The 23034-nt window shown below is 46.6% G+C and carries 20 protein-coding genes; 15 read left to right on the top strand and 5 right to left on the bottom strand.

Annotated features, from left to right (window positions below; genetic code table 11):
• Window positions 1–122: 122 nt before the first annotated feature.
• Window positions 123–335 carry a hypothetical protein gene (locus AC1DLM_RS04735; RefSeq protein ID WP_312886319.1) on the bottom strand — a complete coding sequence of 71 codons (213 nt, stop codon included), beginning with the start codon at window positions 333–335 and terminating at the stop codon, window positions 123–125.
• Window positions 336–527: 192 nt separating this feature from the next.
• Between AC1DLM_RS04735 and AC1DLM_RS04730 the strand changes: the two genes are divergently transcribed.
• Entirely contained in the window at window positions 528–950 is a 423-nt protein-coding gene (locus tag AC1DLM_RS04730; RefSeq protein ID WP_171633026.1) for a hypothetical protein, read from the top strand.
• Window positions 951–1037: 87 nt separating this feature from the next.
• On the opposite strand, the gene AC1DLM_RS04725 is transcribed toward AC1DLM_RS04730, so the two are convergent.
• Window positions 1038–1811 (bottom strand): LytR/AlgR family response regulator transcription factor, encoded by a 774-nt coding sequence (locus AC1DLM_RS04725; protein WP_171633028.1) that lies wholly within the window; start codon window positions 1809–1811, stop codon window positions 1038–1040.
• A 190-nt stretch (window positions 1812–2001) separates the two neighbouring features.
• Between AC1DLM_RS04725 and AC1DLM_RS04720 the strand changes: the two genes are divergently transcribed.
• The gene (locus tag AC1DLM_RS04720) at window positions 2002–2631 is read left to right on the top strand and encodes a hypothetical protein (RefSeq protein ID WP_477569278.1); all 630 of its coding nucleotides are present in this window, start codon (window positions 2002–2004) and stop codon (window positions 2629–2631) included.
• On the opposite strand, the gene AC1DLM_RS04715 is transcribed toward AC1DLM_RS04720, so the two are convergent.
• Window positions 2602–3243: a helix-turn-helix domain-containing protein gene (locus tag AC1DLM_RS04715; protein ID WP_171633031.1), complete on the bottom strand. Its 642-nt coding sequence runs from the start codon at window positions 3241–3243 to the stop codon at window positions 2602–2604. The genes AC1DLM_RS04720 and AC1DLM_RS04715 overlap by 30 nt on opposite strands.
• A gap of 252 nt (window positions 3244–3495) precedes the next feature.
• Here AC1DLM_RS04715 and sigI point away from each other — a divergent pair, with 252 nt between their 5' ends.
• From sigI to AC1DLM_RS04690, 5 genes are all read left to right on the top strand, one after another.
• Window positions 3496–4284 carry an RNA polymerase sigma factor SigI gene (sigI, locus tag AC1DLM_RS04710; protein WP_171633033.1) on the top strand — a complete coding sequence of 263 codons (789 nt, stop codon included), beginning with the start codon at window positions 3496–3498 and terminating at the stop codon, window positions 4282–4284.
• Window positions 4285–4303: 19 nt separating this feature from the next.
• Entirely contained in the window at window positions 4304–5686 is a 1383-nt protein-coding gene (locus tag AC1DLM_RS04705) for an anti-sigma-I factor RsgI family protein (protein ID WP_477569277.1), read from the top strand.
• Window positions 5683–5862 (top strand): hypothetical protein, encoded by a 180-nt coding sequence (locus AC1DLM_RS04700; protein ID WP_477569276.1) that lies wholly within the window; start codon window positions 5683–5685, stop codon window positions 5860–5862. Before AC1DLM_RS04705 ends, AC1DLM_RS04700 begins: the two co-directional genes overlap by 4 nt.
• A 13-nt stretch (window positions 5863–5875) precedes the next feature.
• Window positions 5876–6889 (top strand): aldo/keto reductase, encoded by a 1014-nt coding sequence (locus AC1DLM_RS04695; protein WP_477569275.1) that lies wholly within the window; start codon window positions 5876–5878, stop codon window positions 6887–6889.
• Between the two features lie 381 nt (window positions 6890–7270).
• Entirely contained in the window at window positions 7271–8776 is a 1506-nt protein-coding gene (locus AC1DLM_RS04690; RefSeq protein ID WP_477569274.1) for a leucyl aminopeptidase, read from the top strand.
• A 102-nt stretch (window positions 8777–8878) separates the two neighbouring features.
• Here the strand turns inward: AC1DLM_RS04690 and AC1DLM_RS04685 are convergent, their stop codons facing one another.
• Entirely contained in the window at window positions 8879–9433 is a 555-nt protein-coding gene (locus tag AC1DLM_RS04685) for a hypothetical protein (RefSeq protein ID WP_477569273.1), read from the bottom strand.
• A gap of 129 nt (window positions 9434–9562) precedes the next feature.
• Here AC1DLM_RS04685 and AC1DLM_RS04680 point away from each other — a divergent pair, with 129 nt between their 5' ends.
• A complete protein-coding gene (locus AC1DLM_RS04680; protein WP_477569272.1) occupies window positions 9563–10840 on the top strand; it encodes an MFS transporter in 1278 nt (425 codons plus the stop codon).
• A 1-nt stretch (window position 10841) separates the two neighbouring features.
• Complete coding sequence (locus AC1DLM_RS04675; RefSeq protein WP_477569271.1) at window positions 10842–11765, top strand: Gfo/Idh/MocA family protein; 924 nt, start codon at window positions 10842–10844, stop codon at window positions 11763–11765.
• Between the two features lie 127 nt (window positions 11766–11892).
• Here the strand turns inward: AC1DLM_RS04675 and AC1DLM_RS04670 are convergent, their stop codons facing one another.
• Window positions 11893–12756, bottom strand: a complete 864-nt coding sequence (locus AC1DLM_RS04670) for a helix-turn-helix transcriptional regulator (RefSeq protein WP_477569270.1) — start codon at window positions 12754–12756, stop codon at window positions 11893–11895.
• 218 nt (window positions 12757–12974) lie between these two features.
• On the opposite strand from AC1DLM_RS04670, the gene AC1DLM_RS04665 reads away from it, so the two are divergent.
• The 6 genes from AC1DLM_RS04665 to AC1DLM_RS04640 all read left to right on the top strand — a co-directional run bounded on the left by AC1DLM_RS04665 (window position 12975) and on the right by AC1DLM_RS04640 (window position 23023).
• Window positions 12975–14012 (top strand): glycoside hydrolase family 88/105 protein, encoded by a 1038-nt coding sequence (locus tag AC1DLM_RS04665; protein WP_477569269.1) that lies wholly within the window; start codon window positions 12975–12977, stop codon window positions 14010–14012.
• Between the two features lie 33 nt (window positions 14013–14045).
• Window positions 14046–14990 carry an ABC transporter permease gene (locus AC1DLM_RS04660; RefSeq protein WP_477569268.1) on the top strand — a complete coding sequence of 315 codons (945 nt, stop codon included), beginning with the start codon at window positions 14046–14048 and terminating at the stop codon, window positions 14988–14990.
• Window positions 14991–15002: 12 nt separating this feature from the next.
• Window positions 15003–15884, top strand: a complete 882-nt coding sequence (locus AC1DLM_RS04655) for a carbohydrate ABC transporter permease (protein WP_441988915.1) — start codon at window positions 15003–15005, stop codon at window positions 15882–15884.
• Between the two features lie 54 nt (window positions 15885–15938).
• A complete protein-coding gene (locus AC1DLM_RS04650; RefSeq protein ID WP_477569267.1) occupies window positions 15939–17543 on the top strand; it encodes an extracellular solute-binding protein in 1605 nt (534 codons plus the stop codon).
• A gap of 65 nt (window positions 17544–17608) precedes the next feature.
• Complete coding sequence (locus tag AC1DLM_RS04645) at window positions 17609–19381, top strand: hypothetical protein (RefSeq protein ID WP_477569266.1); 1773 nt, start codon at window positions 17609–17611, stop codon at window positions 19379–19381.
• 72 nt (window positions 19382–19453) lie between these two features.
• Window positions 19454–23023 carry a hypothetical protein gene (locus AC1DLM_RS04640; RefSeq protein ID WP_477569265.1) on the top strand — a complete coding sequence of 1190 codons (3570 nt, stop codon included), beginning with the start codon at window positions 19454–19456 and terminating at the stop codon, window positions 23021–23023.
• The last annotated feature ends 11 nt before the right edge of the window (window positions 23024–23034 follow it).

The raw sequence follows: 23034 nt of genomic DNA, 5'->3' as shown, positions 1-23034 counted from the left end.
TATTGTATCATATGCGCCATATAAACCAAAAATCTCCACCCCATAAGAAAGGGGGGAGATTGCTTGTGTACCACTTGCGGTTGCTCATCATGATTGGCCGAGGGTATGGGTGATCTTGTGACTTACTTGGTAGAAATGTTTTCTTCCATGTACCTACTCTCCGTAAGTCTCATTAGAGAATCATACCGATTTGCCGATGTAAAAACCAAGAGATACTCATCTTGTTTTACATTGGTGTAGGAGGCTCTGAATCCGGTATGATACTGAACTGTCATGCTGGAGGATTGATCGTCATACTGCACAAAGGCTATCTGTCTGGAAACACTCGGAATCATGTTCACGCCGCTCTCCCCTTCATCTTAAGAATTCGGAAAACACGTAATGGATCGATCATTACTATAATTATGCTTATTCAAACACATTTAGAATGATTTGGCATACGCTAGCTCTCTTATGAAAAAGGAATTTCACACATTTGTAACGAATATATTAAATTAATCCGGGTTCGACGATTAGGAGGGAATTCCATGAGTTTTTGCTGTGGAGCCAGTATGATTGGAACAAAAGGTACTTTGAAGCACATACGTACACAAATTCACAATGTGCCCATCCTCTTCTGCCCGGTATGTCACCATATTGAGGTTCACTATCTGGTGGAGAACGAATATGAAATCCTTGCTGAGTATGCCCATGGGGATGGTGCTGTTGAAGTCGATTTTATTGAATACGTTGATGGCAAAGATCATCTGTTGCACGACAACTGTGTAAATCATGAAGGCGAAGAGCCGCTCGATATCGTTCGCTGCCAAATTGACATGGCGTTAGATCTGTTAGGATTCGCCAAAACGATTGAGGATCAGGAATGGGAAGAGCAACTTAAGAAGCGATTAAAAATGCTTAGCGCACGCCGCGACAAGCTGAAAAATAAAAAGACCTCTAAGAATTCTTAGAGGTCCGATTAAATGGAAAACCTCCTGCTAATTTTCTGGATTTTGCTGTTTTCGAAGCAATGGCCAGAGAATAGTTGGAGGTTTTTCTTATTTGACTTCCAGCAGCAGTTTTGCGAATTCTTTCTGCAAATCACGGCTGAGGGGGATCTTGACGGAAGTATGCCTCAAATGAATGACAAATCTCCGAGAAGTGGGGAACCCGCTTTCTTTCACAAAAGAAACGACATGCCGCAGATTCACTAGATAGCCCTTGAAGGGGCTGAACATATGAGGCGTGCTTTGAGCCAAAATATCCGATAAATTCGAACTGGATTCCATTTGTGCCCCGTTTACCAGATGAATTCTGGAGAGTCGCTTGTCTTCCTTTTCCACAAAGAGAATGGCATCTTCGGAGATAGGAAGTTGTGATTTTTGATTTTTAACGGTAATCCACGTTGCTGAACCAGGCTGTGGTTCTTCCGAAATACGGCTTCGATCTAATTGGATTTCTGCAATCGTTTTGCGGATGGCCGCTTGAAATTTGGGCAGCATAACAGGTTTGGAGAGAAAATAGACAGAATCAAGCTCATGAAAGGCGGTCAAGATATGCTCGGTATTCGTTGTTCCGCTAACCATAATGACCTTCATTTGATACCCCGAGAGTCGTAAGGCTTGCACAACGCTGATGCCATCCAATTTACCTTCAAGCCCAATATCCATGAGGAGTATATCAGGTTGCAGCTTATCGTAATCCCTCAGAAATTGTTCTCCGTCCGATACAATCGAAATGACCTGTAATCCACATTGCTGACAATAGTTTTCAAGTAATTGACCTACCCAGTAATTATCTTCTACGATGGCGACTGTAAAGCCATGCTTCATTTACTGATCTCACTCCAATCCTTTCTAAGACAATAACAGGAACTTTTGTCATCTTATACGCTATAACAGCCAACTTAGTCCACTTTGAAGGCAAAAGTATGAATATCTTGTATACTTTTAAATGTAATTAAAGAAATTGTCAGGTTGCTTATCGCATGATTTCGTCGCTTAGAAATGAGGGAAAGCGCAATTGTTCACATGGGTAAAATTGATACTAGCTATTATTCATTTTGTTCCCATGCTCTTATTCTCCTTGTTGCTATTTCGGATTCGAATAAAGCCATATTGGAAACAAATATCGCTAGCCGTGCTGGTAGGCTCACTGCTCTCATTAATTAATAATTCGCCTTTAATATTGGTTTGCATCATATGTATTTTATTGATGTGTGTATGGAAATATCGGTTTGTACCTGCTTTACTTATAGCAGTTTCGGGCTACATTATGCCAGTTCTTATATCTACGACTGTCATTGTGTGCGTCGATTTCACACAAGATGAAGCCTATAATGTGATCAAGAATGATCAAACCATTACTTTTGTGACGCGCTTCTTTATTCAGCTGGGCACATTCATATTCCTCATGACGCTATATAAGCGGAGATTAGGATTTACCTTTCTTTCGCATTATACGAGAATTCCGTTCAATCGAGAAAATGTCGGGGTATATTTATACATGATCGTAGTTATTATTGGCATGATCTACCGTCATGCTTTAAGTGATAATGTATTCAGTGTAGTGATGCCTATTCAGCTATTGAGTATGGCAACGATTCTCTTCATCTTTGTCATGCTAAGTAAAGAACTTGGCTTTCAACGATGAGGGACATTGAGTACCCAATGATTCCAAAGCGTGACCATTATTAAATGCGACATAATCAAGAATAGTTTGATGATACTTCTTTTGTGGTATTGCTGCTGCAATAATGAAGGGTGCATTTTCATAGGTATCAAAATAAAGTTTGCCTTCTGCGGAGGCATACTTTTTTATTTTGTTCAGATTTACGAAAAGATGCATATCCATTTTCACAAAATGATGCTCTGTTAATGTTTCAATAAAGTGTGTAAAGGCCACCAGAGATTCGACCTGTTCTTCTCGCATGCCGTCTTCTGAATAGTAGATAATCGATTGGATGCCGAATTCGACATACCAGATCGTATCCAGATTTGCTTGCGCAGGCTTCGACCAGGTGGAAGTTTCTTCTAGATATCCTGCCTTTTTAAGTAAATCCGTATACGGGTATTGATAAGCTTGTGCCAACTTTCTCAAGGTCTCGGGAGAAGGTTTAATGACATCATTGGTCGTTCGATTACGACCCAGTTCCAAATCTCTAATATATGCATGAGATAGGCCGCTCTTATTAGCTGCTTTACGCAATGAAGCTTTGCCTCGTAACGTTTCAAGAAACTTACCGAAGTTATTGCTTGCTTCCATATGAAACACCTCCCTGTCGTACCACCTCTATTCAACATTGCTCATTTGAGAGGGCATCGTGATAGAGGTTTTCTTAATATTATAAAGGATTGATAAAGCAATTGAAACCGTAAACAAGGGTTTATTTGCCAGTAGGTGCTCATTTAGAGATCTGTGTTATAATGAATCAGCAAATTATTTATAAATTTCATCATACGTACCCCCCGAATTGTTATATATAAGGACGAAACTACTATACTGTGAGGTGGAAAGGTGCTACTGGTACTATTCAAAAAGTTTCTGGGAAAGAAAGAGTCCCATGGAAAAAATGAACCGCAAGCCTCTTCACTTGAGGTAACTATACATGAGATTCAAAAGGGAGACCTGCGACTAAGGAATCAATTTATTGCCGATTATCAGCCCTATGTAGCTAAAGTAACAAGCAGGTTTTGCAAGAGATTTATTGATCCCGCAAGAGATGATGAATTTAGCATTGCCCTAGCGGCTTTTAATGAAGCTATTAATCAATACTCTTCGGTTATGGGCAGATCTTTTCTAGGTTTCGCAGAGACGGTTATCAGGCGAAGACTCATTGATTTTATTCGTAAGGAGCAACGCTTCAAAGGGCAAATCCCTTACAGCTCGTTTGATCAAGAAGATGATGAAGATAACTTAATGAATCCAATTGAGGTTCATCAAGCCATCGAAGCCTATGAGAAGCAGAAGGGTTTAGAAGAAAGGCGAAGTGAAATTATTGATTTTAATCGCTGCTTAAGTGATTTTGACATTAATTTCTCGGAATTAACGGATGCCTCCCCCAAGCATGACGACTCAAGGCAGATGCTTTTCGGTATCGGCCGCACACTTGCACAGGATTCAGAGCTTATGCGCACTCTGTTGACGAAACGACAGCTGCCAATTAAAGAGCTGCTCGAGCAAGTTCAAGTATCTAGAAAAACCTTGGAACGAAATCGTAAGTACATCATTGCCATTGCACTAATTTTTAACGGTCCATATCCATATTTACGGGATTACTTACATATTCGCGATGAAGAAAGTTGAATGAAAGGAAGAACAGCGCATGAACAAGGGGATCGTAATGGAATTAAGCGAAAGCTCCATTATTGTAATGAATTCAAAGGGGCGTTTTGATAAGTTGCCAAGGGGGACGCGCAGCTGTGAGTTAGGTGAAGAGATTCTCTACTCACCCGTGATGCGTCGGTTACATGTACCGCAAATGGCGGTCGTTTCAGCATTAGCAGCTGCTATTGTTATGTGCTTTGTTCTCGTCTCGACCTTGTCTGGTGGCGTGCCTGGCAATAGCGTTGTTGCGTACGTAACGATTGATATTAATCCAAGTATTGAGATTGGCATCGATAATAATGAGATTGTTCGTGACCTGCATGGACTGAATACAGACGGTGAGAATTTGATTCAAGCGTTAGTGTTTGAAGGTAAATCCTTAGAGGATGTAACGTCTGATATTCTCGATAAAGCCGAACAAGGGGCATTGGCGAAGGGCGAAGGAGATATTATTATTTCCTCAACGGTTGTAGGAGCCAAAACAACAGTCAGTGACGAAGCTATTGCGACGAAGCTGAAGGCTCAGGTCAATAAACACATCGCAGACAGTCATCCGGACCAAGTGAAGAACTATGAAGTGCAAGCTTTCGCTGCGCCACAAGAAGTAAGGCAGGAAGCGAAAGCAAGTGGTGTATCTGCAGGGAAATATGCGATCTATCTAAATGCCATTGATAATGGTGCCAAAGTATCGCTGGATGACATCAAAACGACTTCTATTCATCAACTTGCCAAGGACAACGGTGGTATTCAAACGTTCGTAAAACCGGATAAACCGATTGATAAGTCTTCTTTGCAAAGGTTACTTGCTGACGAGAAGTCCGGTAAGCTCAGTGAACGAGCTGAGCAGACCTCCACTGTTGCCAAATCCGGTTCGGGTAATTCATCGAATAAAGATGACGATAAAAACAGTAAAAATAACAATGCAGGGAGTAATACCCCAGGCAAAGCGACGCATAAACCAACGCCGACACCATCATCGAAAAATGATCGTGACAAGAATGACAATAACGGTAGAAATAATAGCAATAATAATAACAGTAACAATGGTAAGAACAACGGAAATGATAAGAATGATAACGATAATAAGGATGATCGCAAACCGACCCCAAAGCCGGATCGTAAGGATGATGGCGACGACGGGAAGAAACCTACGGTTACGAACAAACCAACTTCTACACCTAAGGCAACTCCAACACCAAAGGCAACATCAACACCTAGGGCAACTGCGAAGCCTACAGTGAAACCAACAAGTTCAAGTAAACCTACGGTGAACCCATTTCAGCAATCGAAGGATGACAACGGGAAATTCCCAGGTGTCAATTGGGACTGGGGAAGCAACGATCGGAACGACAATGGTAATCAAAATGAGGGAAGAAGATGAAGGAAGAGCACCTGAGGCATTTGTCTCAGGTGTTTTTGCATGTAAGTGACCTCGTGCATAGCATGGAAAGTAGAACGGACTTGTATTACAATATTGAAGTGAAGAAGGAAGCTCTTGCGGGAGAGCATGAGGAAGAAGAAGAAGAAGTAAATCTGGTGGTGAACCAGCAAACCTGAGGGGGAATAGGGCTTGAAATATTCAACATTTGGGAAGTCAGGCTATAAAGTGTCGTCATTAGGGTTTGGCGCCATGAATTTGCCTAGCGTACCCTTGGAACAAGCGAGAGAAGCGCTTAATTATGCTTTGGATCATGGCATTAATTACATAGATACTGCGGCAGCTTATAGGAATAGTGAAGAAATTATCGGGGAGTGTATCTCGCATCGAAGACAGGACTATTTCTTGGCAACGAAAACGGGAGCACGTGATTATGCGACAGCGAAAGCGGAAATTGAGCGAAGCCTGGTTCGGATGAAGACCGATCATGTTGATTTACTGCAAATTCACTATGTGAACAATGTAACGGAATACAAGAAAGCGATGGAAGTCGGTGGCGCCTACGAAGCTGCATTAGAAGCTCAGCGTGAGGGGAAAGTGCGATTTATCGGCATTTCCGGACATCGTCCAGATCTACTTGTCAAATGGATCGCGAAAGAGCAATTCTCACAAATATTATTTCATTTGAATTTGGCACAGCCGTTTGCCTTGGATGAGCTAATTCCCAAAGCAGCTGAGATGAATTTGATGCGTGTAGCGATGAAGCCTTTATCAGGTGGATTCATCCAACCAGTAGATCGGGCGATCCGCTATCCGTATAGCCAAGATGTGCATGTAACCATTTCAGGAATGGTTAGCGTCAAGGAAGTGCAAGAGAATTTGGATGCGCAACGGAAAGAAGTTGGCCCAGAGGAGCGCCGTGAACTAGAACAGCTTGCACTTGAGTTAGGTGAGCACGATTGCAGACGGTGTAATTATTGCTCCTGTCCGCTGGAAATCCCGATCCCTGACGTGATGATCGCGAGCAAGTTCAGGGAGAAATTCGGCTTGCTGCCGAAGGGGGATGGATTTTTCCAGCGTCATCAGGAAAAAATAACTAGCTGTGCAGACCATGATCCTTGTAAAGTGGTCCCGCTGTGTGAAGCGAAGTGTCCGTACCAACTACCAATGTCATCGGTTGTGCAGAAGGCTGCTTCGTTTTATTAGGGAGAAGCTGCTATCTGGAACTCGGCAATGCTGCTGGATGATTACATGCGTGTCAGTTCAGGCGAATAACTGGAAAAAGTCCAGCTAATATTGACTAAAAACATCGATTTAGAGGAATAGATGGATTTTATGTAGTTAATTTAGCAGAATTGGCTTGGAATCGGCAGATATGCGGAAAATAACTGGAGTTTTTCCAGTTAAATGGAATTTTCGGTGTGAAAGGAAGAAATTAACTGGAGTTTTTCCAGTTAGTTGGTGGCGCAATCGATAGGGAAGCAAGACAGGGAAGCAATACAGGAAATAGGTATCGCCTTGAGAGGCGAATAGTGGGAAGACTACAAGCAAGAATCGAAATATGGATGAGGGTAGGGATCATTTCCTATGTTTACTAAAATAACAGACATCACAACGCGTGTGTACACCTCGTTGTTGGATAATAACGAAGGGGCAGACGCGATTCTTGTCTGCCTCACAGAAGCGGAGCTGCGCCAGGACGGCGTCCTCGGCCTGCCGCAGCTCGACCAGGCCCTTGAGCGCATGCGCGCAAAGGGCCTATTCACGGGCGCCTCAGGCGAGCTGGAGGCGCTGCCGACCCACGGGCTGCTGCCGTACGCGTACGTGCTGGTTGCGGGGCTCGGCCCCGCAACCACGCGCGATACGCTGCGCGCAGCCGCGGTCTTTGCAGCGCGCAAGATGCTCGCGCTGCAGTTCGAACGCTTGGCGCTGAAGCTGCCAAGCGGCTTCGACAGCCGGTCAGCCGCCTCGGCGCTGACCGAAGGGCTGCTCCTCGGTACGTACCGCATCGCGGCGTACCGAAAGAACGAGCCTGCGCGCGCGGAGCTGCGCCAGGCGGTGTTGCTCACAGAAGCGCCTGCGGATGCAGCGCTTCTGAAACAGATCGCAGCCGCCGAAGCGGTTGCGGAAGGCACGAACTATGCCCGGGATCTCACGAACCTCCCGGGCAACAAGCTTGTGCCGGCTTCCCTCGCAGAGGAAGCCATCAAGCTCGCCCAGCACTATGGCTTCGCCATAGAAGTGCTGGATGAGCACGAAATCGCCGCCCGCGGGATGGGCGGCCTCACAGCGGTGGGCGCKGGCAGCGTCCACCCGCCCCGTATGATCACCCTGCGTTACACGGGTGATCCGGGCAATGCCGACGTGCTAGGCCTCGTAGGCAAGGGCGTGACCTTCGATACCGGGGGTATCTCGATGAAAAAGCCCGACGGCATGGAAGAAATGATCAGTGATATGGGCGGAGCCGCCACACTGCTCGGTGCTCTGCACGTCGTCGGTCAATTGAAACCGAAGGTGAATCTGGTTGTGGTCATTCCCGCAGCAGAGAATATGACGTCAGGTACGGCATACCGTCCAGGGGATATCGTCACGATGCTCAGCGGGCATTCCGTGGAGGTGCTGAATACCGATGCGGAGGGTCGTATTATTTTGGCAGAGGGGATCACCTACGCGAAAGCGCAAGGGGCGAACCGCTTGATCGATGTGGCGACATTAACGGGTGCGATTTTGATCTCCTTTGCAGATATCGCAACAGGGGCCGTTACGAATGACGATGAGTTCATAAAGCCATTTCTGCAAGCAGCAGGAGCTGCTGGCGAGAAAGTATGGCAGCTTCCGAACTATCCCGAATATCGTGCGATGCTGAAAAGTGACGTAGCAGATATCAAAAACGCGACATCCTCCGACCGCTGGGCAGGCGCGATTACAGCGGGGCTGTTCATCGGATACTTTGCCGAGGAAACGCCGTGGATCCATTTGGATACTGGTGGCACAGCTTGGCTGTGGTCGGCCAAAGGCATCGAGCCCAAAGGGGCAACCGGTGTTATGGTTCGTACGTTAGCTGCGTACTTGTGCGGCGAGCAGCTTACTTAATCTTTTTCAAATGAAAAATCACCCACGATTGAGACTTCCTTACCTACTTGTTGCATGTAGGCTGAGATCTCAAGCGTTGGGTGATTTTATGTTTTGTGGCTATTAAGCGCCAACCTGTTGCCCCACAGAGGCAGGCTGTTTAAAGTTGGTTTGCAATAATTCTTGAATATCCGAAGTACGAATAAGTAGACGGTTTACTTCATTGGTTGTATAAGAGAGATGTTCGGTGCGCTGCTCGAGTTGGGCTAAGGAAATGCCAATCCAATTCTTCTTACGGCGATGCTTGAACAGGTCGTATTTGAGTACGGTAAGCGTTGCCGCAAATGGATCTGGCTTTACATACACATCTTTCATATTATCTGCTAAATTGAAGAAGAGCTTGCCGCCATTCCATTTGATATAACCTGGTTCAAAAAGGATCACGAGAAAATCAGTATCTCCGCCGTCCTTATTTTCCATGGAAATGAGGCGTACAGCGCCGTCCCCTTTGGGCTTAATATATTGATTCGAACGGATATCTGGTAAAAATGGCACGACAAGAATCGGGCAAACACTAGCGATATACAAATAAGTAGTTGACTCCAATTTCATAGAGAGTACAATGAAAATCAAAAAGAGCAACGAAGTTGCCAGCAAACCCCAATATTTAGGTTTCATAAGTTTACGATGATCCCGCCTGACATGATAGATTAGGTAGTCACTCCTATATTAACATAAGCGACCCATAGGTTGTAAACTATTAGATCCTGCTAACTTGCTAGATCGACAAAAGGAGGTTTATGACCTGTGAAATTATTCGATCCGAACGCGCGTAAGTCGAAGAAAAAAATGTCCACATACCGTAAAAGCTTGCTAGTCGCGACATTTGAGGGCTTTCCAGCTGTTATTATTTTTCAACTGCTTGGCGGACCGTTCTTAACTGGTTACTTGATTTACTTGGGGGCAAGCTCGACCGAGATTGGCCTTATTCTAGCGATCACGACAGTCGTGAATATCGTGCAAATTGCGATGGCAGTCGTCATGCAGAAATTCCGAAATCGGAAGCGGATGCTGATTATTTTTGGATCCACGCATCGAATATTATGGGCTTGTGTAGGGTTAATCCCTTTTCTATTACCTCAAGAGTACTGGGTGATTACGTATATGATTCTGTACACGGCTGCGCATCTGGGGAATGCGGCTGGGGGAATTGTGTGGACTTCACTGATCAGTGATGCGGTACCTGGACCGATACGTGGGCGTTATTTTGGACTGCGTAATACCATTCTGGGCGGCGTGAGCTCGTTGGCGCTCTTCGTAGGCGGTCAGATTCTCGATAAATACCCGGGTGAGCAAGGCTTCAATTACATATTCATGATCGTAAGTGTTTGTGTAGTTCTTAATGTAATTGCTTACTTTTTGTACCCAAATCCACCTTTTGAGCCTTCAACGGCAACCAACCCAGTTGGAATGCTCCAGAAGCCATTAATGGACCGTGCGTTTCTTAAAGCGATTATTTTCCTAGCCGCCTTCCTCTTCGTGCAAGGATTGACCGTGCCTCTTTTCTCCTATGTCATGCTGAAGTTGATGAACATTTCCTACKGAACTGTTTCCTATATTACAGTGGTACATACCTTAGTCATGATGGCTAGCTATTATGTATGGGGAAATTTGAATGCGCGATTCTCAGCGCAAACCTTGCTATTATGGTCGTTACCGATCATTGCGTTAGCGTGTTTATTATGGGGAGCTATTGCTTTCATTCCTGCTGTTGTTGTGCTTTTCATGGTTCATATTGTGCTCGGGATTGGCTTGGGAGGCTTCAATCAAATGGTTTTCGCTTTTACAATTGGGGATACGCCAAAGAGTGAGCGTCCGATGTATATTGCGACATACTCGGCGATCACAGGCTTCGCGGCTTTCTTGGGACCTGTTGCAGGCGGGAAGATTTATGCCCTCATTGTGGATCAACCTGAGTGGGTGCAGGTGTATGGCGTATCCACGATAGTTGGCGCTATCTTGCTCATACTTGGCTTGTGGGTAGGACGTTATGTATTACGAACAGAGATAAGGAGTGGCGTTTAGGATGTCTAAAAAAAGAATCGGCCTCATCGGCCTAGGCGATATTGCACAAAAAGTATACTTACCGCTGCTTTCCGTCCATGAAAGGGTGGACCTTGTAGGGATTATGAGCTCTACCTCAGCGACTGTGGAGCGCATGAAGGCGAAATATAGGGTGCCTTTCGGGACGACGYAATTGGATGAATTGTTGGCGCTTGGGTTGGATGCTGTTTTCGTCCATAGTCCGACGTCGACGCATTACGATATTGCGATGACATGTATGGCGCATGGTGTTGCGGTCTATGTAGATAAGCCGCTTTCGTATGCGTGGGCAGAGTCCGTGGAAATGGCTTCCTATGCGGAGCGCAAAGGTGTACTGCTTGCAGCGGGCTTCAATCGTCGCTACGCTCCCCTCTACATCGAGGCGAAGAATTGGTTGCAGGAAGCGGGCGGATTCGATATGGCCTCAGCCGTCAAACATCGTACCAAGCTGCAGGGACATAGCGCCAAAGAAACGCTGTATGATGATCTCATCCACATGCTGGATACGTTGCTTTGGTTAGGAGAAAGCTCTTACGAAGTGAGGGCCTCCCATCAACAGGTGGATGACAACGGTAAATTGTTGCATGCATCAGGAACGCTGGGCTTCGGTTCTGCAATAGGCTCCTATAGCATGGTCAGACTAGCTGGTGTTGATTTGGAGAAGGTAGAGCTGCACGGCAGCGGCAGATCCGTCGAGGTAACGAATTTGGAGTCAGCAGTCTTTTATGATAAAAATGCCGCTCCGCGCCTGCGCACCTTCGGCAGCTGGGATACGGTGCTGGAGCGCCGAGGCTTCGCTGGTGTCGTCCAGCATTTCTTGGACTCGCTGGATAATCCGAATGCTTGCGGCATTCGGGGGGATCTGGTGCTGGCTTCGCACGAGCTGGTGGAGAAACTGTCGGTGTAAGAGCAACTAGTGAAGCAGGAGAGTATGTTGGATTTTCGGAATAGAAATGCTGTATGCGTTACGTAGTTAGAAGCCCTCATCCTGTAGTTAGGGTGGGGGCTTTGATGTTAATAGAAGATTATGCCGATTACTTGTTACGGTAATTACGAGGGGTCGTACCAGCAATTTTTTTGAAGGCGCGCCCAAAATACGAAAAACTATTGAAGCCGACAGCTTCCGAAATTTCGGTGATCGGCATTTTGGTGTTGGCAAGCAACCGCTTTGCGTGATGAATTCTTGTTTGGTTCAGAAAATCGGTTATCGTTAGGCCGATTGTTTTTTTGAACAAATGGCACAAGTAATACGGATTAATATACAAATCCTGGGCAAGCTTCTCGAGTGAAATATCCGAGGTGAAATTTTTGGATAAATACTTAACCGCTTCTTCAATTTTGGGATTAATCGTATTTCGTGCAATGGACTCCACTTCATGGTCTTCCCCGTTAAAAACAAGCCGGTGTATTTCCAAGAGCATTTCGTTGAGGTAAATCCGCATAGCCAGCAAGTCACCGGTATTCAGCCGCGCATATTCTTCGTGCAGCCGTTGGAGCAGATAGTCAAAATGGCGCAGTCGCTCGCCGCTCATCCGAATATGCCGATGCGAGTTGCTGCGATCAAATACACTGAGAAATCGTTCCCGGATTTCGGGTTCTAACAGTTCGGGCAAAAAGTGGATGGCAGAACGGGTACTAGGCGTTTGCAGCTTGGGTGAGCTCTTGTGAGACTCTAAGGAACTGATCAAGATCATGTCGTTTCCTTCAAGCGGATAAATATTTTCTTCAATTAGAAAGTAGCCGCTGCCTTCATGAAATAGATAAATTTCAAATCCAGCATGGGAATGAAAGTTCATATAGAAGTTTGTCTCGGTTTCCTTATATTTCATGTGAATGGGTAATTCTAGTAATTTATTGTTTACGAAAAAGTCGGTCGATTGATAGGTAGTATTCTCCATGTCCCAATCCCCTTGTGGTAGAATGCGCTCTCATTTATATTAATGGGTAAAAAACAATAAAGCAATATTGGTATGGTTTTACGCAATTGATCGAGAGATTTGCATCCGTTTTCATACTATACTTGGATTCAGAACCGCTAATAAGCGCCAATCGGAGGTGGCGACAGAGAGAAAGGCGGTATACAATCGAGGGAGCTGGACAGAGGATGGCTGTTGTAATGAAAGAACACATAAAAAATGCTGCAGATCGTGTGTATCGTTATATGACGGAAAGCAGATCGACCGACTGGGGTATGAACATGAATGAATGGGATTGGGTTCCAGGTGTAGGTACGATCGCACTGTTGCATTATTATGAGAAAACGGGCAATCAAGATGTGCTGGACTATTTAACCGGGTGGGTCAAACGAAATCAAGAAAAAGCAGGTCGTACAAAAGTTATCAATTCGATGGCACCATTTGCTATCTTTCCAAGACTGTATGAACTAACCAAAGAAACGTATTATCTGGATCAAGCCAAACAAATATCCCAGTGGATGGTGCAAGAGGCTCCACGTACACGCGAGGGAGCATTTGAGCATACTGTCACCGAGAAAGACAGCTTCCCTGAGCAAGTATGGGCAGATACAATATTTATGGCTGTTCTGCTGTTAGCTCGCACGGCGAAATTAACCAAGGATGCAGATCTTGCAGAACAGGTACTGGAGCAGGTCAGCTTGCATCTGCGTTTACTGCAAGATGAGGAGACAGGCGTTTTGTTCCACGGATGGAACTGTGTACAAGAGAACCATTTATCCGCAGCCAGATGGACGCGAGCGAATGCCTGGGTTTGTGTGGCGGTGCCTGAGATTCTGAGAGAAATTTCTGAACTCATCACCATACCAGCAGAGATCGGGGCAAGCTACAAGCGTATGATTGACGGTTTGATTGGTTATCAAAGCGGCAATGGTTTGTGGCACACCGTTATGGATCGTGCAGACTTTTACCAAGAGACGTCAGGTAGTGCGGGCATTGCTTGCGGTATTATACTGGCTATTCGCACTGGACTCCTGGATGAGACCTATCACACACACGTAACAAGCGCATTACACGGTGTATTGGGGAATATTAATACGGCCGGGGAAGTAAACAGCGTTTCCGGAGGCACACCGATTATGCCGACGATCGAGGCGTATCAAGGCATTGAGCGAATACCGACCTTGTATGGTCAAGGACTCGTTCTGATGCTGCTGGCAGAGTGCTTCGGTCTTGAGTAAATTTAAGTTATTTCTAGTTCTGGAGGGTTAGGCATGAATGTACAAACTTCCGCGTCATCTACGACCGGCCCCCGAAAACGCTCACTTCTGCGAAGCATGTACCGCTATCGCAGGTTATATGTGCTCGCGCTTCCCGGCATTATTTATTTTCTCTTATTTCACTACGTGCCTATGTGGGGCGTGTTGATCGCGTTTCAAGACTACAGTCCTTTCCAAGGATTTCTCAAAAGCGATTGGGTCGGGTTCAAACATTTTGTGGACTTTTTCCAAGGGGACAATTTTCTAAGGCTCTTGGGAAATACGTTAACGATCAATTTAATGAAGCTTGTCTTTTTCTTCCCGGCACCGATTGTGTTGGCGCTTTTGCTCAATGAGTTGCGGAATGCACTGTACAAAAGGTTTGTGCAAACGATTGTCTATCTGCCTCACTTCTTGTCGTGGGTCATCGTCATCCGGATTTACTCGCTGATGTTCTCCTCAACCGGTTTTGTCAATGAACTTGTGGTTATGTTCGGAGGAACGGCTAAGAAATGGATGATGATGCCGGAGCTATTTCAGATCACCATCGTGCTTCAAAACATCTGGAAGGAAACGGGCTGGGGTACAATCATTTTCCTTGCTGCGCTGAGCAGTGTATCGCCTGAGATGTATGAGGCTGCAGTGATGGATGGCGCGAGCCGTTGGCGCCAGCTGTGGAATATCACGCTTCCATCGATCCGTCCGACGATCATCATGCTGCTATTGCTGCAGTTGGGCCATATTCTTAACGTGGGCTTCGAGCAAATATTCTTGATGCTGAACCCGCTCGTACTGGATGTAGGGGACGTATTCGCCACTTATGTGTACCGGGAAGGTATTCTCCAAGGGGACTTCAGCTTTGCCTCGGCGGCTGGGTTGTTCAACTCTTTGGTAGGACTCATCCTGATTCTAAGTGCCAATAAACTAACCAAAAAACTAGGCGAAGAAGGGCTTTTCTAGAGAGGTGAAACCATGAGATTCAAACGAACATTTGGCGAGGTCCTATTTGACCGCTTCAACTATGTACTGCTTGCACTTGTATCGGCTGCCATGCTGCTGCCATTCGTCAATGTATTAGCTTCATCGCTCTCGAGCGGGGTCGAACTGAGCAGAGGCGGTTTAGTGCTCTGGCCACGCGGTTGGACACTGGAAGCCTATCACTATATTTTCAAGCAAGGGGATTTAATTCAAGCATTAAGTATCACCGTGTTTATCACCGTTGTTGGAACAGCGTTAAACCTGGTCATCACGTTTACGCTTGCATACGCATTATCCAAATCGCAGCTGCCATTTCGCAATCCGATTCTGATGCTCGTGTTTTTTACGACACTATTCAGTGGCGGGATGATTCCAACCTTTATTCTCATCAAAAGCTTAGGTTTACTTGACAGCTTATGGTCGCTGATCATTCCTGGAGCGGCAAGCGCATTCAATGTCATCATCGTGAAATCGTTCATGCAGAACATTCCAGATAGTCTTGAGGAGTCGGCAACGATTGACGGCTGTACGGAGTATGGTACCTTTTTCCGCATCGTGCTGCCGGTGTCTATGCCGATCATCGCGACGATGATCCTGTTCTACGCAGTTGGCCATTGGAACGAATTTTTCCATGCCATTCTATATATCAATAACCCGGATAAATGGCCAATGCAAGTATTCCTGCGCCAAGTGCTCTTGGTCCTGAGTTCGTCGGAGCTCAATGCTTCCATGATCGATCAGAATGATATGATGCAGTTGGCAGAGCCAATCAAAATGGCTATGGTCATTGTCGCTACACTGCCGATCGTGCTGGTGTACCCGTTCTTGCAGAAGTATTTTGTAAAGGGTGTCATGATCGGTTCCATCAAAGGTTAAGCATCACAAAGATAATAATCAAATTCGCAATCTATGCTAAGGGGGATTTTGAAAATGAAACAGCTATCTCAGAAAACGATTTATACTTGCTTTACCGTAATCATCGGGGGGGCCCTTATTCTTTCCGGGTGCGGCAAATCAGATACAGCTTCATCGAGCTCAGCTCCCACCAAGAATGCAACCACTACGCCAGCGAAGCCAGTGCCGATTACGTTCTCGATGAATGTGAATACCGTGCCTGATGTTGATAACAATGATGGTATTAAATGGTTGAATGAAAAGTTTAACATGGACCTTAAATTTACACCGATTCCTAACTCGAACTTCCAGGAAAAGTTTAATGCGATGGTGGCATCGGGTGAGATGCCTGATGTGTTTACCTATAACTATGATGCAACCGCAGTCAGGTTGATAAAGCAGGGAGCAGTAGCTCCGCTGGATGAGTATATTTCCAAATATCCGAACTTGAAGTATACGAAGCTGCACTATGACAATATCAGCTATAACGGCAAGGTGTACGGTATCCCGATTGCCCGTTCACTCCTGTCTGCACCAAATGCACCGCTGATTCGCCAGGATTGGCTGGATAAGCTGAAAATGCCAGTGCCGAAGACATTGGATGAGCTCTATGCCACGATGCAGGCCATGACGAACAACGACCCTGATGGCAACGGCAAAAAGGATACGTACGGGCTTCAACTTGGTGAAATTACTGGCCGTATCGGTGATTTCAACGGTCGGGAATTCTGGGGAGCGAGCGATTTGCTTTACAGCTTTGGTCTCGATGGCTCTGGTTGGGTGCTTAAGGACGGTCAACTTGCCATGAACGAAACACTCCCTGAGTACAAAACCTACCTGGACTGGCTGAAAAAAGCTGTTAGTGAAGGCCTTGTCGATCCAGATTTCGCCTTGAATAAAGCGAATCAGGCGCAGGATAAATTCTTCAAAAATGGTAAAGGCGGGATTACATTTGACTTCGTTTCGGTCATTCGTAACTTTACGACTACCGTTCCTAAGACTACACCTGGCGCTAAGCTAACGGCCTTTGAACCACCTGTTGGTCCTACTGGGAAAAGTGGCGTTGTATCCGGACCAGGTAACGTCGGCGCCATCTTTATCAGCTCTGCAGCTGCCAAAGATGCGAATAAATTGAAAACCATTCTGCAATGGCTTGACTACGGTCCTTCCAAAGATAACGGCTATGTCGTAGCGGGAACACAGAAATTCAACAAGCTGCAAAATTTTGGTTTGGATGGCGTTACTTTCAAGACGAACCCCGACGGAAACGTCGAAGTGACGGACAAGGATAAGTTGGCTAAGCTTGGCGGCGGATACATTCTACCGACACAAGCGCTGCCAAGTCCGGAAAACACGAACTACACGAAAGATTCGGATGATCCAGAAACGTTGAAACTGGAAATTGCAGCGAATGATATTTTGATCAAACATCTAAAAGCTAGTCCAATTGCCGGACTTCAATCCACTACGGAACAAAGCACACCAGACTTGTATATGGAACTTGTAAAGGCGAAAGTTAAATATGTCATGGGTCAACTTAGCTCCGCTGAATGGGATCAAGTGTTGAAATCATTTATGGACAAAAATGGAACCAAAGTAGTGCAAGAATATAACGAAGCGCTTAAAAATGCTAAAAAATAAGACATCTCCCCCGGTGAAACGGGGGATTTTTTCCAGCTAACTTTTGTAAAGGAAGGGCAAGACACATGATGAACTCATCGATCAGACAGTTGTGTAACGATATTGTGCAAAAGCAGTGGAACAATTTTGATATTCAGAAGCTCGCACTCAAAACGAGAAGAGGCCCGGCGTACAATYACCATACGAACATACGCAACGCCGAGGTTCATATGATTCGCGAATCGTTTTACTTTGCTTTATCGCTGCTGGACCGTCAGGCTGAAGGTGATACCGAGCTTGCAGCTGGAATCATTGGACGTTTGCTTGATTTCCAAGAACTAGATCGCAAACAGTCCAATTATGGGATTTGGCCCTATTATATGGAAGAACCCATCGCGGATATGGCCTCGCCAGATCGCAACTGGGCTGACTTTTGCGGAAAAGCGTTAATTCAAGCTTACGTAGATCATGCGGATAAATTGCCACAAGAACTGCTTACCCGAATAAGGACTTCACTGGAAGCGGCAGCAGTGTTAATTATGCAACGCAATGTGATGCCTTCTTATACGAATATTTGCATCATGGGTACCTATGTGTCGTTGCTTGCTGGCGAATTACTCGGGAATATGGAACTGTTCACTTATGGACGGAGCAAATTGGAGCTATTGCATGAATATTGTACGTTTCACGGCGCATTCACGGAATATAACAGCCCGACATATACCGTTGTCGCCATTGAGGATTTATCGCTCATGCTCAGACATATCCGTGATGCTGCGAGTCTGAACATGATTGAAGAACTGCATGACATGGCTTGGGCTTCCATTGCCGAGCATTATCATAGTGCTACCCGCCAGTGGGCTGGACCGCACAGTCGATCCTACGAAACGCTGCAAGGGAAAGGGCTGCTCTCATTTCTACAACTTGCAGGGCAAGGTCGACTTCAATTCCTAGAGGAGAATGAATTGGAGATTAGCGCGTTATGGGCACGTGTGGGGCTGAATATGCCCGAAGCGTTTGTAGCGTACTTCAAGACAGGACGTGCAGCTTCATTCACGGAGAAAGTGATTGTAAAGGGAGCAGCACCTGTTATTGCATCGTCATACCTAACACCTGCTTTTGCGCTGGGCTCCTTCAATCATTGCGATCTATGGAACCAACGCAGACCGTTGACGGCGTATTGGGGAGAAGCGGAACAGGCTACGAGTTTGCGCTTCCGCTGTCTTCACGACCAATACGATTTCAGCTCCGGCTTGTTGCACACGATCCAACACCGAGGCCATCTGTTAGGCATTGCTCGGTTCTGCTCGGATCATGGTGACAAGCACTTTGTACTGGATCCGATTCAAGGAACCATACATGCGTCATCCCTGCTGTTCCGTTTCGAGTTTGGCGGAGACCGCAGTGGGCTGATGCTGCCRGATCAAGTGGATGCAGGGAAACCGTTGCTGATTCGTACGCCTCATGTGAAGATCGGACTCATGCTTCATGAGTGCCGCTTCGGAACGTACACCCCGCAGGTTCGGCTAACAGAAGATGACGCAACGACCTCATTGGAGATTGTTATGTATGAGGGTGAGGGCAAGGATTTGGCGCTTACCGAGCTAATTGAAGCCCATGTGTTGTTCGGTTTAGTTATCGAAAGCGCAGATTGTCCAGACGATGAATGGCTAGCCAAGCTCGCTGGCATGAAAGCGGTGAACCGTGATGGACGGTTACAGCTTACTTATGAAGATGCAGGTAAGAAACTGAATTTGGAGGCACCGACTGGTGTATGGCCATTCCGCCAATCCATGCTAGAGGCAGTGGGAAGCAAGGAATTGAAGATCGAAGCAGGTGCTCCGATCTGGTCAGTGTAAAAGGAGGAGCGGGTTGCCGCTCCCTCCAGAAACAAAATGTAAGCGCAACCAAAACAATATGGGAGGTCAATTATGCAGAAAAGTTCCTTGCGAAACAAAAGCGTACGGTGGTATTCGCTCGCTCTGGCGGGGCTGCTGTCAGCCGCATCCTTCTGTCCGGTGGTGACAGCTGCCGATAGTGCGGCGATGACACCAGATACCCCGATTTACTACGACAGGGTTGATAACGTCTACCCAGACTTAGCTAAAAGCGAAACGATGTTGAGCTTTTTCCAGCAAAATCTGATTGCCAATCAGCAGCCTGATGGCCGATTTGATAATTACCCGCAAAAGGTATATGTCTCGGGCAGCAATCTGGCTGCGGGGAATATTACAGATAATTATGGATTTGAAAAGGGTGCTTCCAGTGTGCCGCAAGGCTGGAGCCTGACGGATGGCGCTAGTGGAACACCCAATCAGGTGAATGTGACTTGGGAGCAGGATACATCTGTCGCATTGGAAGGCAGCGGTTATACCAAAATGGACGCGCAATCTTCGGGCAGCGCTGCTCTTGTTCAGCAAATAAGCAATCCGGTTCATGTGATGGTTGACTATACGGCACCTGCCGATGTGACAGTTACACCAGGCAGTTTGATGATTTTAAGCGCATTCTATAAGGCTGAACAGCTGGTAACATCGGCACTGGGACAGGGCATTTACGCGAAAGTGACGTTCTTGGACAATAACGGTCAAGCGATTGGTACGCCTTCTGTGTTCACTGGTGCAAGCGGGGCGGCAGGCTGGCAAGAAATTCGAGGACTTGTGACCGTTCCCTCGCAGCAGCCAGCTCGTATCGTCGTGCAAGCCGGGATGGATGATAGCAAGGGAACTGTGCTTTGGGATGGAATCCGTTTAATGCGCGTTGATACTTCGGCTGGCAGCGACCAGATTCCTTATGCGACCAAAGGCACGGCAGCTGTTCCTAATGCCGGGTTCGAGACTACAGCATCTTGGACGGCTGTTAAGGAAAGCGGTGCTTCGACCATTACGGTATCAGGGACGGGTGGATACAGTGGAAAAGGTGGGCAGATCGTAACGTCATCAACCTCAGCGGTCGCTCTACTAAGCAACACGCTGTCCGCGTCAGGCAATGGTACACGGCAATTCGGCGGTGATTATCGTATTTTTAATGTGAAATATAAGACGGAACAGGGATTTGCCGCATCCGATGAGCAGGGTGTGGAAGCACGTCTCGTTTATCTCGATCAAAATAAACAGCAGATCGGGAGCACGAGCTTTTACGGCGCTCCGACAGCAGGGCAGTGGGGCGAGATCAATGGTATTTTCGATACACCATATCCCGTATATTATGTGCGGATCGAATTGCGCAGCAATCATGCCCAAGGCACTGTGACATTCGACAATGTCTCATATATCGGTGTTGACCAACAAGCTAGCAGTACAGAAGCTGGACTCGGAACGCTCGGATTGCTTGCTTTTAATTGGGGGCACACCGGAAAGACCGATGACTTGCTCGCGAAGCGGACACGTGATGGACTTGATTTTTATCTGAAAAATAGAATCATGACCATCGATAACATCGCGAACGCATCTAAATTGATGCCTGGCCAGAACAACAGCGGAGCGGCTTACCTGCCCTATAGCGTAAGTGGCGCAACTACAGGCGCGGACTACCCGACGACTGCCTTTGGCCTGCATAATTTGGCAACGGCCATTCAATATGGAGAGGGCTTGTTTACGGAACAGCAAATGGCGGATGCCAAAGCGAAGGCGTTATCGATGTGGACATGGCTCACACGGGTGTCTCAATTCAATACCCAGCAATCGATGAATCAATCGCTCGTTGCCTTGCTCTGCGGCATTCAAATAGCCAACTTGCTTCATGATGACAATTTGAAAAAGGAAATTCGTGATTACTACGCCATTGGCATCGACGGTACTAACCTTCCGTTAACATCAGGCGGAGTGCGTAAGGCGGCACGCCAAAATATAGATGGTTATAACATTTTTTATGAAGTAAACGGCTTTGATGTGAGTTATGCCGGTGTTTCGTTAAGTGATCTTGCAGGGATCCTGCAGGTGCTTCCCGATGGAGATACAGCATATAGCGATGTGAAGACGCTGCTGCATCAAGATGGTCTGGAAATGGCAAGTTATTTTAATGTCAGAATGGCAGCTGACGGTTGGATATTTGCGGGTTCGCGCCATAACGAAGGCGGCAGCTCTGCCTATAATATGGGGAACTTTTCAGGACTCTCGTACTGGGGGCATGAACTGCAGGCGGATCTTGGGCGCTTTCTGATCAAATCGTTCTCTTCACCGATAATGACTTACGGCGATACGGCGAACTTAGGACATATCGCGGTTCACGGACCGCTGCAAATGTATGAAACGATGGAGCACTATCCATGGGATCGCACGCAACAGCAGAAGCTTGAAACGAACAGCCTGCGGAAAGGAAACGTGTCGGCTTATTTTAAGACAGATGGCAGACAGCCGCTCAATATTTCCGTTTCGGGTACAGATTTCATGGAGAGTCTGTACGATACCGGCAGAAGCGATCCTGATAAACCGGGCTTCCCGAAAATCGATCGCGTGAATGGTTGGTACGTGAAGGCGGCAGATGGAAGCAGACAGTATGATGACGTGAAGCAGCTTACGACCAATCAAGTGCTCCCCAATTATTTTGTTCGGCAAGACGATGGAGCAAGCACTAATGGGATTAACACGACGAAGCAGTACTATATCACGGACGGGAAATCGTTATATAACGTACTGGCTGTTCGATTTGGCTCCACACAAAGCTATTTATCGCTTGGTGAATTGATAGGGCTCCCCTACATGTCCGTGCCGAATCGATTGTATGCGCCAGGGACCACTGAGCTTGATCGAATTCGTATTAACGGCCTCTATGGCACGGATGGTGCGCCGCTTCTTGACTTGGCCAAAGATGCTGGCACCATAACAAGCCCAGCTTTCGTTGCCGGATCAGCTAGAGTTACTGGCTTCCCAATGTTGAAAGCGGAGAACGCGCCTGCTGGCGGCGCAGCCAAGCCGACATGGCTGTCCATTGCCGATGAAGGCGCATTAAGCGCAGGGTTTGTCACAACACCAGGTAAAATTATGGACGATTTGTATTCTAAAGCGCTGTGGGACCCGACAAATGTCCGTTCATCTGCGAATAATGGCAGTATTGTGCAGTTTGCAAACAGTGACAAGATTACGGTTCAAGTGACGGATAGCACGCTCGCCACAACTTATCAAGAAGGAGATTGGGTATACTTCGTCAGCAAAATAGAACCAAATGCAGGTGCAACTGGGTTTTCTGTGAAATCCGTTGCGAAATACGATGGACGAACAGATGTTCTTGGCTCGCTGACAGTTGAAGACGAAGGCATGAAACTCGTGTTGCACGATGGGCATTCCTTATTTATTGATAAAGCCGGAAAAACTGCTCTGATCGACGGCCATGCCGTACAAGGATCCGACTTATCACGATTACGCCAGCAGTTAGGCGCTACACAGGGAGGCGATCCGTTGCATTTTCCTTATGCCTTGGACTTGAATAACGATGGACAAATCAATACCGCCGATTTGGGGCAGCTTGGTTATTACATGCGGCCAACGAAGAATCAGCCTTAAGGAGGGTGAAC

It is taken from the genome of Paenibacillus sp. 01T442, from assembly GCF_056398345.1.
Note: the sequence above shows the minus strand (reverse complement) of the source record. Positions and strands in the feature narration are given on the sequence as shown.

What these genes read in the sequence shown, in the direction of transcription:
- AC1DLM_RS04670 (WP_477569270.1), bottom strand. Translation starts at nt 12,756, where the DNA reads ATGGAGAATACTACCTATCAATCGACCGACTTTTTCGTAAACAATAAA.
- AC1DLM_RS04650 (WP_477569267.1), top strand. Translation starts at nt 15,939, where the DNA reads ATGAAACAGCTATCTCAGAAAACGATTTATACTTGCTTTACCGTAATC.
- AC1DLM_RS04725 (WP_171633028.1), bottom strand. Translation starts at nt 1,811, where the DNA reads ATGAAGCATGGCTTTACAGTCGCCATCGTAGAAGATAATTACTGGGTA.
- AC1DLM_RS04700 (WP_477569276.1), top strand. Translation starts at nt 5,683, where the DNA reads ATGAAGGAAGAGCACCTGAGGCATTTGTCTCAGGTGTTTTTGCATGTA.
- AC1DLM_RS04655 (WP_441988915.1), top strand. Translation starts at nt 15,003, where the DNA reads ATGAGATTCAAACGAACATTTGGCGAGGTCCTATTTGACCGCTTCAAC.
- AC1DLM_RS04665 (WP_477569269.1), top strand. Translation starts at nt 12,975, where the DNA reads ATGAAAGAACACATAAAAAATGCTGCAGATCGTGTGTATCGTTATATG.
- AC1DLM_RS04735 (WP_312886319.1), bottom strand. Translation starts at nt 335, where the DNA reads ATGATTCCGAGTGTTTCCAGACAGATAGCCTTTGTGCAGTATGACGAT.
- AC1DLM_RS04660 (WP_477569268.1), top strand. Translation starts at nt 14,046, where the DNA reads ATGAATGTACAAACTTCCGCGTCATCTACGACCGGCCCCCGAAAACGC.
- AC1DLM_RS04730 (WP_171633026.1), top strand. Translation starts at nt 528, where the DNA reads ATGAGTTTTTGCTGTGGAGCCAGTATGATTGGAACAAAAGGTACTTTG.
- AC1DLM_RS04705 (WP_477569277.1), top strand. Translation starts at nt 4,304, where the DNA reads ATGAACAAGGGGATCGTAATGGAATTAAGCGAAAGCTCCATTATTGTA.
- AC1DLM_RS04715 (WP_171633031.1), bottom strand. Translation starts at nt 3,243, where the DNA reads ATGGAAGCAAGCAATAACTTCGGTAAGTTTCTTGAAACGTTACGAGGC.
- AC1DLM_RS04685 (WP_477569273.1), bottom strand. Translation starts at nt 9,433, where the DNA reads ATGAAACCTAAATATTGGGGTTTGCTGGCAACTTCGTTGCTCTTTTTG.
- AC1DLM_RS04640 (WP_477569265.1), top strand. Translation starts at nt 19,454, where the DNA reads ATGCAGAAAAGTTCCTTGCGAAACAAAAGCGTACGGTGGTATTCGCTC.